We start from the raw sequence: 15374 nt of genomic DNA, 5'->3' as shown, positions 1-15374 counted from the left end.
CCTACTTCTACCTACCCTATAAACTCTCGAAAGTGGGGGGAGAGTGAAAAACTACTTATTAATGTGTTTTCTATCCCTTCATGAATATCAACAGGTTTAATTTCTGCTTGATCTAATCGGGAAAAATTACGTAAAGATAGGACAATTTCATTTACTCTTGTAGCACCAACTTTCATGGATGATAATAATTTTGGTAAATCTTCGAGAATAAATTCTATTTCGATTCCCTTTTCTTGAGCTGCGGCTATTGCGCCAGGATAGGATGGTTCTTGTTTATAATTTTCCATTATGTCGAGGATATCTCTAACATATTCGATGGCATAATTGAGGTTGCCATAAATAAAATTCATGGGATTATTGATTTCATGGGCAATACCAGCTACTAATTGTCCCAAGGCGATCATTTTGTCGTTTTGTAATAATCGGCTGTAGTTATGCTGAAGATCGCGGAAGTCTGCTTTAGCTATTCTGGCTTTTTCTTTTTCTTTTTGAAGTCGAGCTAAGGTTAAAACATGAATTTGGGTGTGGGCTAAAAGTAATTGCTGAAAATCTAATAATCCATATTGATAAGATTGATCTGTAATGACAATTGGCTCATAAACCTGTTTGTGCGATCGCCCTAAAGCTATTTGAGTTGCTTCGACAATGGGGGTATTTTCTAGGCAGATAAATGTTTCCGGTTGTAAGAAATTATGAAGATATTCGACAGGGCGACCGGCAAATAGCCCTAAACCATAGGTATGACTCATTTGTTCAAAAAACAGCCGCCGAGAAATCATGCCTGCATATTTTTTGTCTTTAGTCAAGATAATTCCTGGCAGCAAAGGATCTTCTGCAAAAATTTTTGCTAATTCATTACCAGGACGATCTATTTCTATTTGTATTGTCCAAACTGGTAATTCTTGTAACGTTGACTCTAGCTTGAGGTTTAGCTGATCCATATTATCAACACCATGTATAGCCAGCATTTTTTCATCCTTAACCTAAAATTAATATTGCTTGGGGTCTTTGACATGATCGCTCAGGCTCAGATAGATGTTGCTTATTGCACGCTTAACTTTATCGGTGTAATCAATTTAGCTGCTAAAAAGTTGATAAGGCGTGATAATTTAGTCTTCCCAAAATGCGGTAGAACCATATTAATTTATCTGCTAAATTCTAATATTGGACTTTTGGCGTAATTTCATAGTGATTGATCAATTATGGCAGTAGTATTCTTTTCAACATAGAGAGTTTGTAGCTTTAATTGTGAGCATAAGTTACCCAGCCTAATTTATGCTATCACCCAAGCTTTAAATAAAGGTTAAGATGTTAGCCAAAAAGTTGTGTTGGAATTTTTTGCTGTGCTTTGAGTTACTGTAAAAATTTTGAGAATTAAAATATGACGGTTATCCGGGAGAGATTGGCATTAAGAGTGGGTGGTTTCCAATGTAAAATATGACAGTTGTATTAGATGCTGTGAATGTGATTGAGCGTTATACCTTGCCCGAAATGGGCGATTTGTGGAGTGAAACCTATAAGCTGAAAACCTGGCTAGATGTAGAGATCGCGGTTTGCGAAGCACAGGCAGAACTGGGTTATATTCCAGCAGCAGCAGTAGAGGAAATTAAGGCTAAGGCGAATTTTGACCCGAAACGGGTACTGGAAATTGAGGCAGAAGTTCGTCATGATGTGATTGCTTTCTTGACAAATGTTAATGAATATGTAGGTGAAGCAGGACGCTATATTCACTTAGGTTTAACGAGTTCTGATGTTTTAGATACTGCTTTATCGCTACAATTAGTTGCTAGTCTGGATCTGTTGTTAACACGCCTAGAAGATGTCATTGATGCTATTCGTAAAAAAGCTACTGCCCATCGAAATACGGTAATGATTGGGCGATCGCATGGTATTCACGCTGAACCTATTACTTTTGGTTTTAAGTTAGCTGGTTGGTTAGCGGAGGTGTTACGACACCAAGAACGGTTGCAAATTCTCAAAAAAACCATCGCTGTTGGTAAAATATCCGGTGCTGTGGGGACTTATGCTAACGTTGAACCCAGAGTAGAAGCGATCGCTTGTGCAAAACTCGGACTTAAACCCGATACTGCCTCCACTCAAGTAATTTCCCGCGATATTCATGCAGACTTTGTGCAACAATTAGCATTACTGGCTGCATCCATAGAACGCTTTGCTGTAGAAATTCGTAACCTGCAAAAAACAGACGTTTTAGAAGTTGAAGAATTTTTTGCCAAAGGGCAAAAAGGTTCTAGTGCTATGCCTCACAAACGCAATCCCATCCGTTCTGAACGGTTAACAGGGATGGCACGATTGGTAAGAAGTCATGCAGGGGCAGTATTAGAAAACGTCGCTTTGTGGCACGAACGGGATATTTCCCACAGTTCTGTAGAACGGGTAGTTTTACCAGATGCTTGCATTTTGACTCATTTTATGCTGCATGAAATCACCAACTTGGTTAATAACCTATTGGTTTATCCCGAAAACATGGCACGAAATCTTAACTGTTATGGTGGGGTTGTCTTTAGTCAAAGGGTATTATTAACCTTAATAGACAAAGGACTAAATCGAGAAGCAGCCTATACTATAGTCCAAGAAAACGCCCACACTGCTTGGAACAAACCAGAAGGCAACTTCCGTGATTTAATCAGTACAGATCCTCGCGTCACTCAAAACTTATCCTCCGCAGAGATAGAAGCCTGTTTTGATCCACTACATCATCTCAAGCATTTAGAAGAAGTTTATCAACGATTGGGTATTTAGAACTGGAATTGGTGATTGGTGATTGGTGATTGGTAATTGGTGATTAGTGAATTGGTGATTTTTTCCTGACCACTGACCACTGACCACTGACCACTGACCACTAACCACTGACCACTGACTTCTTCCATGTCGCAAAGTGAAGAATAAATATATAGCTGATTACTATACTCAAAATATCAGAGCATAGATTAAAACAGTTTATATAGAGATTAAATTTGCATCTAATATGGGTATGTTAATTTTATTAATAGCAAGCGTAAAGGCGGTTAGGACATCAATTAACGGTAATACCCTTTCTACTCCAAGGTTTCTTTCCTCACTCCTGTTATAGTCCTGATCAGAAACTGTTATCAATAAAAGCCCGTATAAATAAATCACCTTTGCTAGTTTAGTAAAGTCGGGGATATACCCATGATTGAAATTCTTGCCATATTATCTGCTGGTGCTGCCGCCGGGATGAGAATAGGTGTACCTTTATTAATTATTGGCATCCTTCAAGGAGATCAACTGTGGTCACAAATGCCAGTATTATCACGTATTTCTCCCCATGTTTTACTGGGATTATTAACCAGTTGGTCGTTATTTGAACTGTTTGCCTCTAAAAAACTGATTGGTCAGAGAATAGTACAGCAAATTCATTTATTTTTATCTCCCTTTGCTGGAGCTTTAATGGGTTTGTCTGTTGCTTCAGCGACACAAACACCAAGCTGGCTAGTTGCCTTAATTGGTGGTTTATTAGCTTTTGTATTTCAGCTAGTTTTAGTAGGTTGGTTTTATCGCTTGCGCGGTTTGCCTATATGGGCTGTGTTTATACAAGACATTTTGTGTATTATACTCGTATTCTTCGCCATAGATGCTCCTCGCCAGGGGGGACTAATTGCTTTAATTCTGCTATGGCTGGCGATTGTGAGCGCGAAATACTGGTATGATTGGCGTAAAGGTGACAGGAAAAGGCAGGAGGCAGGGCGTAGGGTGTAGGGGAAATAATGATTACCCATTACCCATTACCCATTACCAAAACTAATGTAAAAGTCCGATAACGTGCAGTAAGCCTTTACCAGTGATTAATTCAATAATCAACCCGATAAAACCTAGCATGGCTATCCGACCATTCCAAACTTCGGCGCTAGTAGTAATTCCCCATTCCCAACGTTCTTGGGGATACATTTTCACCCGTTTTTTCATTTGGGTAACTTGAGAGAGTTTGAGGTCAGGTTGTTGGAGAACATCAATTATCAGGTCGGATAGAGCTTTAATAAAAACTGGGTTGGTGTTGGGGGCAGGAACTCGTCCGAAGTTGTGTATTCCTGCTTCTTCAGCTATTTCTCGATATTCAATGTCAATTTCTTGTAGTGTTTCGATGTGTTCAGAAACAAAACTAATGGGGACGACTACCAAATCTTTCACACCTTTAGTGCCAAGTTCGTTGAGGGCATCTTCTGTGTATGGTTGTAACCATTCTACCGGACCAACACGACTTTGATAGGCGAGGGTGTGGGGATTGGGACGATTGAGAGTTTGCATAATTAAGGTTGTGCATTCCTCAATTTCTTGCTGGTAGGGATCTCCTGCTTCCTCTACATAGCTTTTAGGTACGCCATGTGCGCTGAAGAAAATATGCACATCATCAGGATGTGAAAATTTATTAAGTTCGCCAATTATGAGTTCTGCCATTGCTTGGAGATAACCTGGTTCTTTGTACCAAGAGGCAATGACTGTATATTCAAGACTTTGGAGTTTGGGGTTTTCTTTCCACAGTTGTTCTAACAAGCGGAAACTAGAACCACTGGTGCTGATAGAAAATTGGGGGTAAAGTGGGAGAATTACTAACTTATCAATGTTATCTTGAGTAAGTTGAGCGATCGCTTCCTCTGTATAAGGATGCCAATAGCGCATTCCCACATAGATATTAGCTTCTTGTCCTAATTCACCTAACTGCGCCTTAATAGCTTCTCCTTGTTCCTCTGTAATCCGTCGTAAGGGAGAACCGCCGCCAATTTGTTTATAATTTGCTTGAGATGTTTTTTCTCTGCGTGTAGCAATAAACCAAGCCAGAGGTTTTTGCATCCAGCGAAACGGTAAACGGATAATTTCGGGATCTGAAAACAGATTATACAAAAAAGGTCCTACATCTTCTAGTTTATCGGGACCACCGAGATTAAGTAATAATACCCCTATACGACCCATAGCAGTTACTTTCCCCCAATCCTTACAGATTTTTCACTAATGTTAACAATATATCTTTATTAAATATAAAGCTTTATCGGCAGGAAAAATACAATGGCAACAATTTTTAGAGATTTAAGTTATAGATACCAATGGCTATATGATGGCATCTCTCGGTTAGCGGCTGTGACTGTGGGTGGTGAACCCCGATTTCGTCAACTGGCTTTACAAAACTTAAAACTACAATCAGATACTCAGATTTTAGATTTATGTTGTGGTAGTGGTCAAGTAACCAGATTTTTGGTAAATTTTTCGGAAAACGTCACCGGCTTGGATGCTTCCCCATTATCTATCAAACGATGCCAGGAAAATGTACCAAATGCTACTTATATCAAAGCATTTGCTGAGGATATGCCTTTTGCAGATAATTCGTTCGACGTGGTACATACTAGCGCAGCCTTACACGAAATGCAGTCAGAACAACTCCGCAAAATTCTTAAAGAGGTTTATCGGGTATTAAAACCGGGAGGAGTTTTCACTTTGGTGGATTTTCACCCTCCTACAAATCCGATATTTTGGCCGGGGTTGGCTGTATTTTTCTGGCTGTTTGAAACCCAGACGGCTTGGGAATTGTTGAAAACAGATTTACCTGGTTTGTTACGAGATTTTGGTTTTGATGTGGCTAAACCTAGTTTATATGCAGGTGGAAGTTTGCAGGTAATTCAGTCCAGAAAAATCGTTAAATAGGAGTCAGGAGTCAGGAGTCAGGAGAAAGAAGAAGGAGGTAGGGGCGCAGGGCCTGCGCCCATTCAGGAGTCAACGCACCATTCTAGGTTAAATCAGAATTGCAGGTTATTAAATTTGCGTTCCTAAGTAATTTGTTCTGTTTGTGTTTCTATCTTTTGACCAATTTTTGGTTCTGTACCCGCAATTAATCGCTCAATATTACTGCGGTGACGGATAATTACATATAAACCGCCAGTCAAACCTAGAAGAATGTAGGCTAAAGGTTGCTGGAAAATTACCATTAAAATAGAAACTGCCACAGCCCCACAAATAGAACTTAAAGATACAATTCTAGAAATGGCAATGACTACTGCAAATACTCCTAATGTTGATAATCCCACCTGCCAATTTATAGCTAGTAAAATTCCCACACCACTAGCCACAGATTTACCACCAGTGAAGCCAAGAAAGATTGATTTACTATGTCCTAAAAGGGCGGCTAAACCAGCTAAGGTGACTAAATAAGGTTGCCAAATTTCGGAATTTACATTTGGTGGAATTAAGTTTTGACTATAAGCAATGTTAAATAAGGCATAACCTAAATTTATGGCTAATGCTCCTTTTAAAGCATCAATTAATAACACAAATGCCCCTGGAACTTTACCCAAGGTTCTCAAAACATTAGTTGCACCTGTTGAACCAGAACCAACTTCCCGAATATCAATTCCTTTTAATAGTTTACCTGCTAGATATCCAGTTGGAAAAGAACCAAATAGGTAAGCTAATAAAACCACTACTCCACACAAACTTAACCAAAGAAACATAAATTTGTCAGTTGTTAGTTGTTAGTTGTCAGTTGTTAGTTGTTAGTTGTTAGTTGTCAGTTATTAGTTGTTAGTTGTTTTACCAATGACCAATGACCAATGACCAATGACCAATGACTAATGACCAATGACCAATGACTAATTAAAAATCATCATCAAAATCTCGATCTTTCATGGTTTTTGGGTCAGGGGCAAAAGCTAACCAGAGAGGGAATTGTAGTAACGCTAAACTAATTTGTTCCTCAGAATCATCAATGATAATTAAAGGCATTTGGTTAGCTTTAACTAATCTCTCGGCTTTTTGGGCTAAAGCTGTCGGTGCTTCAAATAATACCACTCCTCTGTCGGGTCCAAAATCGGGACGACCGATACCTAAACAATCTTGTAAACCGCGTCGCCATTCGCCTAAACGTTCTGGAGTGTTTGCTAAAATTAGGGTTCGCACGCGATCGCCATATAATTGATGTAATATCGAAATTGCCGATGAAGCAATTAAAATATTCTGTAAACGGCTACCCATTGTCCGTAAAGCACCCCGTCCACCTAAGGTAAATAACCAATTTGAGATTTTTTCGGCATGAATTGGTTCAAAGGTGCGGCGTAACTGCCAGGGTGGGCCATAATAATCTGGTTGGTTGCGGTATTGGTCAAGTAAGCGGCGGATTTTTTTGGTGGTATCCTGAAACTGCTGTTGACCAAGTTGCGGCATTTCCAATTGTTCTTTCACAGGTTTAGCTTCTTTCGGCGCTGGCTTTTCCCGTTCTCGTGAAGGTTGTACAAGCTGCATTTGTTCGGCTGCTGATGCCAAATCCTGTAAACTACCTGTGAGATAGTCTTTAAAACCTTGTACCCGAATTGCTATATCTTGAGATGTGCCAGCAAAGGTTGTCCGCATTTCATTACGAATCCGTTCTTGACGACGTTCGAGTTGTTCAACGGAAATTTGTAAGGCTTGTTTGCGTTGTTCTAACTGTGATAATGAATCTTGGACAACTTGCGAGAGTGCAGTTTGAGTTACACCAATTTGCGTCTGAAGGGTGGCATAAGTAGTTTCCAATTGAGCAATTTCTGCGCTAAGTTCTGATGACTTTTGCTGTAATTGGACTAATCTTTGCTCTGCTTGTATATGTAGTGAATTTTCCGCTGCTAGTATTGTTGTTTCTGTTGTTTCTGAGTTTGCCAATTCACCAGATGCTTGATTTTCTAATTGTAAATCGGTAGATGGGTTTTCTGGGAGTTCATTTGTGGGGGGTTGCACTTCTATTTGTTCTAACCACTCATTTATGGGTTCTGGAGTTGGAGATTCTTCTGGGTTCATAAACAACTATATAAATTTTCCATGATACAAAAAATATCTTTCTTGAAATATCCAATTGACTAGAGACAAAATCTAATCAATGCGTGGACAACGTTCTTCTAGACAAGATTTTAAGGTTTTGGGGTCAAATAAAATTGGCAGAAAGTGAATACTGTTCACTTCTTTAAAATAGAACAAAATGGGGACTGGATTCCAGAATATTCGCCAATTTTGCCATTCTTGATAGGGAAAACGCTTAATTAACTTTTCGCCTCTATAAAGATCAAAGTCAGTAGCGGTAAATTGAAAGCGCAGTGTTACAGCTTGCAACATCAAAAACAAACCCAAAAGCGTTAATATTCCTCCCAACAAAGGTTGTATTAATAGTACGGGAATAGCGCCCACGACTAAAACAATAGGAATATTGTAACTTGGCTTGAGTTCTACTGTTGATATGGTGTTAGGTGTGAATGAACTATGCAAAATCTTTTTCTCCTCTTTCTATAAATTCGTAATTCTTAATTACTCTATTTTCCCTCTTACCTCTTGCCTCTTGCCTCTAAATCACTGTCCTGGTGATAATCCACTACCGGGACCTTGGAACATTACCCAAGATAAAAAGAAGTTGCTAATAAAGATAACTAATAGGGCAGTGACAACAGCAGTTGTAGTTGATTGTCCTACACCTTTAGCACCGCCTGTGGTAGTTAAACCCCAGCTACAGCCGATAATGGCGATTAATACACCAAAGCAACAGGCTTTAATCATGGCACTACCAATATCCCAGATGTCGAGAAAGTCCCTGGCTGAGTCTAGAAATACTGTATCGGAAAGGTTATAAATGCGGGTGGCTATAAGCAATCCTCCAGACATTCCTGTGATTAAGGATAGCAAAGTTAAGACAGGCAGCATGATGAAGCAAGCCAGAAGCCGGGGAATGACTAGATAATCAATGGGATCTGTTTTTAACATTAACAGAGCATCTATTTGTTCTGTAACTTTCATTGTGCCGATTTCGGCTGCGAAGGCTGAACCTACTCTTCCTGCTAAAACTACTGCTGTCAATACGGGGCTAAGTTCTCTGGTTAATGCTACTGCTAATACGCCCCCAACGAGGTTTCCTGCCCCGAAGTTGATGAATTCCCGTGCTACCTGTATTGTGAATACTGCGCCCACGAATATGGCTGTTAATAGGGCAATGAAGAAGGAGTCGGGTCCAACTATTGCCAATTGTTCTAGGGTGTTACGACGGTGAATTTTACCTTGAAGGAGGTGAAATATGACTTGTCCACCTAAAAAGGTCGCAGCCAGCAAGCGCTGACTCCATGTTCCTATACTGGATTTGGCCATTGGTCACTGGTTGTGGGGGATAGAATTAACACTAGACAATATGCAAATTATTAACTTAGTTTACGGCTAGTCTCATAAAATTGAGCGAGTTTTTAAAGTGTTTTTACTTCTGGTAAACTGCACACTGAGATGTAAACCCTTATGTTTCCAAGGTTGTAGGGGTTTTAAATTTCAAAAATACCCAATGCACTTGGGGTAACTATTACCAGTGCAATTTAATGAAAACTTAAGATTCTTGACGAAATGAATGTTTGGGAGCGATCGCCAGTATTGTAGAAATTGGCAGATAATTTTTCGCTTAATCTCTCAAGTTACCCACTACCTTGGTCTAATCATGACTATATTTAGTAACTTTTTCCGATCTTTAGTGCTAACCACCATTTTTAGTTTTCTTGTCCCTGTCTTCCTGGTTGGTGGTTTGTTGTTGGTTTTATCACTTTTTGGCTATGTTCCTGGTCTACAAGGGATAATTTCGGATGTCTCTATCCAAATTCTCCATTTTCTCGCCACTTTCGGCAGTGGTAGTTCCCTCAACGGTCTATTGACTATTGGTTTAACTTGCGGCTTTGTTGGGGCGCTGTTTGATATCTATGTTCATTACCGTTATCAAATTCTTCATACTGATTCTTGAATGTTACCAAAGCATTTAAGCTATGTTGGTGCTTCAAAGAATCTCACAAGAGTTAATCTTAATCATTGCGACCTATAGCTGAGTATTTCTATTTTTACTATAAGCTATTGGCTCTGTGCTGGAGATTTCTATATTTTAAGTTCGTTATTTTCCCAAATTCTCGTGTAGTGCAGTGGTACAACACAATAGAGTTGAGATGGGTATATTTGTGGTGAGAGTTAATATTTTTCAATACTTTGCCCTTGCTCCTTAAAAATACCAAATAAAACTACATATAAAATCTAAAAATTTCCTTAAGATTTTTAATAATGATTGGGTGATCTAGTATCACAAGGCGAAAGTAGGGGCAAACCCCCTGTGGTTGCCCTAAATACCGGGGTAGGCACGGGGCGCTACCCCTACAAATCCAAATTTTTTATATAATCAACTTTGCTTACTTGTTTAGAACCCGTTAGGTTCGCGCTAGGCGTTCTATATTAAAGATATTCAAAAGATTAAAAAGTTATTTGATTGCCCATGATTTGGCCATTTAAGCCCAACTTTCGGAAACAAATTGCACGGATTGAAGTTAGCGGTGCGATCGCTAGTGCAACTCGTAAGCACGTTCTAGAAGCATTGGAAACCGTAGAGGAAGGTAAATTTCCCGCTTTACTGCTCCGCATTGATAGTCCTGGAGGTACAGTGGGTGATTCTCAAGAAATCTACAGCGCCCTGAAGAGATTAGCCAAAAAAATCAAGATTGTTGCTAGTTTTGGGAATATTTCCGCTTCTGGAGGCGTTTATATTGGTATGGGAGCAGAACATATCATGGCGAATCCCGGCACGATTACAGGCAGTATTGGGGTAATTCTGCGAGGGAATAATCTAGAGGTGCTATTGGGGAAAATTGGTGTGTCTTTTAAGGTCATTAAGTCAGGACCGTACAAAGATATATTAGCTTTTGATCGGGAATTAACAGAACCGGAACAAACTATTCTGCAAGACTTGATTGATTGTAGCTATCAACAATTTGTGGAAACGGTGGCAGAAGCTCGTTCATTGACTGTAGAGAAGGTAAAAAGTTTTGCTGACGGCCGAATTTTTACCGGACAGCAAGCCTTAGAATTAGGTGTTGTAGACCGCTTAGGAACAGAAGAGGATGCAAGACGGTGGACAGCGGAATTAGTAGGACTTGATCCTGAGAAAACTGTTTGCTATACGCTAGAAGAACGGAAACCATTGTTGAGTCGTGTTCTACCGGGAAATCGTCTAGCCAAATCAGGTATTAGTGCTGGAATTGATTGGTTAGAATTTGAAATGTCTACAAGTGGATTACCCATGTGGTTATATCGTCCATAGAAAGTTAGTGGGCATTGGGCATTGGGCATTGGGCATTGGGCATTGGGCATTGGGCATTGGGCATTGGGCATTGGGCATTGGGCATTGGGCATTGGGAATAGGAAACAACTAACAACTGACAACTGACAACTGACAACTAACAACTGACAACGAACAAATACAAAAGGAGGATTTTGGTGGTGGAATGGCAAATGCGAGCAATTCGGGGTGCAACAACTGTTGCAGAAAATAGTGTCGAAGCAATTCGGGATTCAGTGACAGAATTATTAGATGAATTGGAGCAGAGAAATAAACTCCAACCGGACGATATGATTAGTGTGACTTTTTCTGTTACCAAGGATTTGGATGCTATTTTTCCAGCAGCGATCGCCCGCAGTCGTCCTTTGTGGGATAGTGTAGCTATGTTAGATGTCCAACAAATGCACGTTGAAGGAAGTTTACCGCGCTGTATTCGCTTTCTAATTCACGCTAATTTACCAACTTCTACGCCAATTCACCACGTTTATTTACGTCAAGCTGCTAAATTGCGTCCCGATTGGAGTTTACCCCAAACGTTACAAACTTCACAGCACGTAGTGGAGACGAAAGTTTAGAATTAGCTGGTCAATAACATAAGTAAAAGTTAGCGCTAAATGAGCTATTACAGTGGTGATGCGGCTGCTCAACCTGCTACTATTGGTGGGAGTATTTTTACTCATCAGGGTACTGGTGTATGTGTAAAATTAGATGCTTTTTTGGATATTCTTGCCAAAGGTGAAGAGCCGCTTGTCATTGTCACCAGTGAAGGTTATTTTACGAAAATATATAAGTATGTGACGGCGTATAAGGGTTTTGTGTTTTTCACAGAATCCTTAGATAAATTGGATTTTGGTAGCAATATTGAGGTGATTTACGCTCAGAGTTTAGAAACAAATATTTGATTGTGTAAACTAAGTAGTGGGACAAAGGGAGCAGGGAACAGGGAACAGGGAACAGGGAACAGGGAACAGGGAACAGGGAACAGATTTGAGACTATTCCTACTTTGTTTTAATTCTTTCTCCTGACTCCTGACTCCTGACTCCTGACTCCTGACTCCTGACTCCTGACTACTCACAGTTTGGACATTATTCAGATGCTAATAAATCCCGAATGATGCGAGTTACGGCTTTCTGGGTAACACGAGTGGCAATTTGTTGACTTAAAAGTTGGACTCCTGGATTAACAATAATTTGGGCTAATTGAGGAGCAAATTTTGTAGCATCAAATCCTTTAGTGTCTCGCAAAATTCCGGCAATGCGTTTAATATATTCCAAGGTTTGTTGTTGTTCAACTGAAGCTGAAGGAATTTGATTAACTGCGGTAATTCCTACCTTTTCTCGAAGTACATAAGTGAAGTTGTGTAAGGCATTTTTACTGACAGCATCTACACTGTTGAAAAATTCATCAACTAATCTATCACGAATAAATGCACCTCGTTCAGAAGAGAGAAATTCTACTCCTTGATTAACGACTAAATTAAGATCATATTCTTGGTTACTGCGGGCATTTTTTAACAGGTTTTCTAAACGATTCCAGCGGAATTTACCATCTTTAAACAGTAATTCTTGTAATGATGTTCTTAACTCATTTGCGGGATCTGTTAACAGCCTTTTAGCAACATAAGGATAGGCTTCACTGAGAACTTTGAAATCGGGATCTATATAAATTGCAATTCCTTCCAAAGTTACAAGGGAACGAATAATTAAGGCATAATAAGGGGGAACACGGAAGGGATATTCATACATTAAAGCTGATAAATCATCGGTGATACTTTTAATATTCAAATCCGCGACACTTGCACCTTGAGCGTTAGCAAATACCTTGGCAAAAGCAGGAATAATGGGAGTTAGGTCTGTTTCGGGAGTGAGAAATTCTAATTTTACATAGTCTTTTGCTAAACTATCAAATTCCCGATTAACGACGTGGACAATTGCCTCAATTAAACCATAACGTTGGGCTGGTTTCACTTCGCTCATCATGCCAAAATCGAGATAAGCTAGTTTACCATCCATTGTCGCTAATAAGTTACCTGGATGGGGGTCAGCGTGGAAAAATCCATGTTCTAATAATTGACGCAAAGAACACTGGACTCCAACTTCAATTAAATACCGGGCATTGATTCCTAATGCGGCAATTTTTTCGGGTTGAGTTAATTTGATGCCGTTAATCCACTCCATCGTTAAAACGCGACGGTTGGTGTATTCCCAGTAAATTTTTGGTACATAAATATCCTTCATGTGACCATATAATTCAAAAAAGCGTTCTGCATTTTCGCCTTCATGAATATAGTCCATTTCTTCAAAAATGCGATCGCCTAACTCATCCAAAATTCCGACTAAATCACTACGTACCCGCTTGACATTCCGCTGTACCCAAGCAGCCAGTTTCCGTAAAATATACAAATCTATCGTAATTCGTTCCCGTAAATCTGGACGTTGGACTTTAATCGCTACTTCTTCCCCAGTTTTCAATCTGCCTTTATATACCTGTCCCAAGGAAGCTGCCGCAATCGGTTGTGACGACACTTCTGCATAAATTTCTGCTGGTGTTGCTCCCAATTCTTCCTTAATAAATTGGTAAGCTATTTCATTAGGAAAAGCTGGTAATTGGTCTTGAAGTCTAGTTAATTCTTCTAAATAAATGGGTGGAACTAAATCTGGTCTGGTGGATAAAGCTTGACCAATTTTAATGTAAGCCGGACCTAACTTGGTTAATAATTCTCTGAGTTGAACAGCGCGACGGCGTTCATTTTTAGCCAAAGTTCCCCATTGCTTATCCCACCATAACCCAAAAACAAAGGCAAGAATTGGTTTTAAAACCGTCAGAATGCGCCGGATAACTTGCAGGAATCGTCCACTATACTGTGCTGCTATTTCCACAGGATCATATAGCACCGACTCCGGTTCAGATTCTGTCCTCACCCTGTACCTGGGTTGTTCCGCAGCTTGCGCCGATTTGATTACTACCGTCTGTGTACTTTGTTCTGCTACTACCTCAATCACGGACAATTCGCCTCCGCGACTGTCCTCCTGACTTGTTCGAGAACTAGGGGGAAGTGTCTTAACCATCATGAAGAAGCCACCAGTTAAATCAACGTTGTTAAATATTGTAACAATATCTTGTCTTTTCAGGATATGTTTAAAAATTAATAGGAGTCAGGAGTCAGGAGGAAGAAAGAAGAAAGAAGAAAGAAGGAGTTAGAATGAATTTTGTGCGAGTGGTGTATGAATAACCAGGTTTAAGAACCCCATCACATCTACGATTCGGTAAATTTTTCTTCAACAACAATACCTTTGCTAAATTGTAAAAAGCGTTAGCGTTGCGAAGTATTGATTAATAAACACATCTTATTTATATTTCAATAAAAATAAATATGTTTAAATAAATTTAAGGGCGTTCATGCAGAAACCAAGTATCACTCTTTAATAATGCACAAGCATGATCTTCAAGAGAAACACCAGGTAACATAGTCGTACAAGGAGCAATGATTTCTTGTTCGATTGCTAATTGTAAGGCTTCTTGACAAGTTTTTGGTTTATTCTTTACTGTCAATTGTAACATAGTTCCGTAGTGACAAACCAATTCTATGTGATATTTCTCATGCCAATATTTTAACATAGCCATGACTTTATCACTACCTAAAGATTCTGCACCATACCAATGCAAATAAGCTAGTATTTCCCAACTATTTTCAACAGGTAATAATAGTAGTGCTAAAGGTTGATTAATAGGTTCATACCATTGTAAATACCTCAAATCAATTAAATTCTGTTGGTGATTTTGTGCTTCTAAAAATGCCAGTTTTTTGTTAAACTCTTCTGAAGTTATTTCTGTCTTTTGATGTAAAAAATCCTGAATGTTGATTTTATCAATTTTGGTAATTAATTCTGGAATACTATTATTTTGATTTTGATTTTCTACTGGTTCTTGTTGATATCCAAACCGACAACATAAATCAGCATCAATAATGTCATTGTTCCAATTATCGGTTTTTCCTAACCAACAGGCAACTATCACAGGATAAAGTTGAGTTTGCGGAAAAAGATTTCTCATTATTTCCCATGCTTCTAGCTTATTATCAAGATTAATCTCCATTGCTAAAGCTGTTTTTTCGCTTGTTGGGATTTTGATTTCGATGATTTGCGTTTCTGCAATAATCGTATTCTTGATGATTTGTTTGATGTCGTTGATTGGTAGATTCATGATGATTGACAAAATTCAGAATATTAATATAATAATTATATTCTAAAAATACAAATTTAC

The 15374-nt window shown here is 39.2% G+C and carries 16 protein-coding genes; 7 read left to right on the top strand and 9 right to left on the bottom strand.

Annotation, left to right across the window (positions count from 1 at the left end; translation table 11 throughout):
• Window positions 1–11: 11 nt before the first annotated feature.
• Window positions 12–968, bottom strand: coding sequence for a sensor histidine kinase (locus FJR05_RS15600; protein ID WP_254446956.1), 957 nt, complete (start codon window positions 966–968; stop codon window positions 12–14).
• Between the two features lie 496 nt (window positions 969–1464).
• On the opposite strand from FJR05_RS15600, the gene purB reads away from it, so the two are divergent.
• On the top strand, window positions 1465–2760 hold the full coding sequence (gene purB, locus FJR05_RS15595) for an adenylosuccinate lyase (RefSeq protein WP_168644943.1): 1296 nt from the start codon (window positions 1465–1467) through the stop codon (window positions 2758–2760).
• A gap of 411 nt (window positions 2761–3171) precedes the next feature.
• On the top strand, window positions 3172–3738 hold the full coding sequence (locus FJR05_RS15590) for a DUF4126 domain-containing protein (RefSeq protein WP_168644936.1): 567 nt from the start codon (window positions 3172–3174) through the stop codon (window positions 3736–3738).
• Between the two features lie 42 nt (window positions 3739–3780).
• Here FJR05_RS15590 and hemH read toward each other — a convergent pair whose 3' ends face one another.
• Window positions 3781–4947, bottom strand: coding sequence for a ferrochelatase (hemH, locus tag FJR05_RS15585; protein ID WP_168644935.1), 1167 nt, complete (start codon window positions 4945–4947; stop codon window positions 3781–3783).
• 93 nt (window positions 4948–5040) lie between these two features.
• On the opposite strand from hemH, the gene FJR05_RS15580 reads away from it, so the two are divergent.
• Entirely contained in the window at window positions 5041–5673 is a 633-nt protein-coding gene (locus FJR05_RS15580; protein ID WP_168644934.1) for a class I SAM-dependent methyltransferase, read from the top strand.
• Window positions 5674–5795: 122 nt separating this feature from the next.
• On the opposite strand, the gene plsY is transcribed toward FJR05_RS15580, so the two are convergent.
• The 4 genes from plsY to FJR05_RS15560 all read right to left on the bottom strand — a co-directional run bounded on the left by plsY (window position 5796) and on the right by FJR05_RS15560 (window position 9123).
• Window positions 5796–6476 (bottom strand): glycerol-3-phosphate 1-O-acyltransferase PlsY, encoded by a 681-nt coding sequence (gene plsY / locus FJR05_RS15575; protein WP_168644933.1) that lies wholly within the window; start codon window positions 6474–6476, stop codon window positions 5796–5798.
• Between the two features lie 142 nt (window positions 6477–6618).
• Window positions 6619–7794, bottom strand: a complete 1176-nt coding sequence (locus FJR05_RS15570) for a DUF3086 domain-containing protein (RefSeq protein WP_168644932.1) — start codon at window positions 7792–7794, stop codon at window positions 6619–6621.
• A gap of 72 nt (window positions 7795–7866) precedes the next feature.
• On the bottom strand, window positions 7867–8256 hold the full coding sequence (locus FJR05_RS15565; RefSeq protein WP_168644931.1) for a DUF3119 family protein: 390 nt from the start codon (window positions 8254–8256) through the stop codon (window positions 7867–7869).
• A gap of 81 nt (window positions 8257–8337) precedes the next feature.
• Window positions 8338–9123: an MlaE family lipid ABC transporter permease subunit gene (locus FJR05_RS15560; RefSeq protein WP_174783722.1), complete on the bottom strand. Its 786-nt coding sequence runs from the start codon at window positions 9121–9123 to the stop codon at window positions 8338–8340.
• A 334-nt stretch (window positions 9124–9457) separates the two neighbouring features.
• Between FJR05_RS15560 and FJR05_RS15555 the strand changes: the two genes are divergently transcribed.
• The 4 genes from FJR05_RS15555 to FJR05_RS15540 all read left to right on the top strand — a co-directional run bounded on the left by FJR05_RS15555 (window position 9458) and on the right by FJR05_RS15540 (window position 12012).
• The gene (locus FJR05_RS15555; protein WP_096669501.1) at window positions 9458–9754 is read left to right on the top strand and encodes a hypothetical protein; all 297 of its coding nucleotides are present in this window, start codon (window positions 9458–9460) and stop codon (window positions 9752–9754) included.
• A gap of 516 nt (window positions 9755–10270) precedes the next feature.
• Window positions 10271–11092, top strand: a complete 822-nt coding sequence (sppA, locus tag FJR05_RS15550) for a signal peptide peptidase SppA (RefSeq protein ID WP_168644930.1) — start codon at window positions 10271–10273, stop codon at window positions 11090–11092.
• Between the two features lie 179 nt (window positions 11093–11271).
• Window positions 11272–11685: a chorismate mutase gene (aroH, locus tag FJR05_RS15545; protein WP_168644941.1), complete on the top strand. Its 414-nt coding sequence runs from the start codon at window positions 11272–11274 to the stop codon at window positions 11683–11685.
• Window positions 11686–11724: 39 nt separating this feature from the next.
• Window positions 11725–12012, top strand: a complete 288-nt coding sequence (locus FJR05_RS15540; protein WP_168644929.1) for a hypothetical protein — start codon at window positions 11725–11727, stop codon at window positions 12010–12012.
• 9 nt (window positions 12013–12021) lie between these two features.
• Here FJR05_RS15540 and FJR05_RS15535 read toward each other — a convergent pair whose 3' ends face one another.
• The 3 genes from FJR05_RS15535 to FJR05_RS15525 form a co-directional block, all read right to left on the bottom strand.
• Window positions 12022–12186: a hypothetical protein gene (locus FJR05_RS15535; RefSeq protein ID WP_168644928.1), complete on the bottom strand. Its 165-nt coding sequence runs from the start codon at window positions 12184–12186 to the stop codon at window positions 12022–12024.
• A gap of 10 nt (window positions 12187–12196) precedes the next feature.
• Entirely contained in the window at window positions 12197–14182 is a 1986-nt protein-coding gene (locus FJR05_RS15530; RefSeq protein WP_168644927.1) for an AarF/ABC1/UbiB kinase family protein, read from the bottom strand.
• A 316-nt stretch (window positions 14183–14498) separates the two neighbouring features.
• On the bottom strand, window positions 14499–15314 hold the full coding sequence (locus FJR05_RS15525) for a DUF4253 domain-containing protein (protein WP_168644926.1): 816 nt from the start codon (window positions 15312–15314) through the stop codon (window positions 14499–14501).
• Window positions 15315–15374 lie beyond the last annotated feature (60 nt).

Origin of the sequence: Dolichospermum sp. UHCC 0259, from assembly GCF_009711935.1 — a bacterium.
Lineage (GTDB): Bacteria > Cyanobacteriota > Cyanobacteriia > Cyanobacteriales > Nostocaceae > Dolichospermum.
This window is presented reverse-complemented; position numbering and strand designations above follow the sequence as displayed.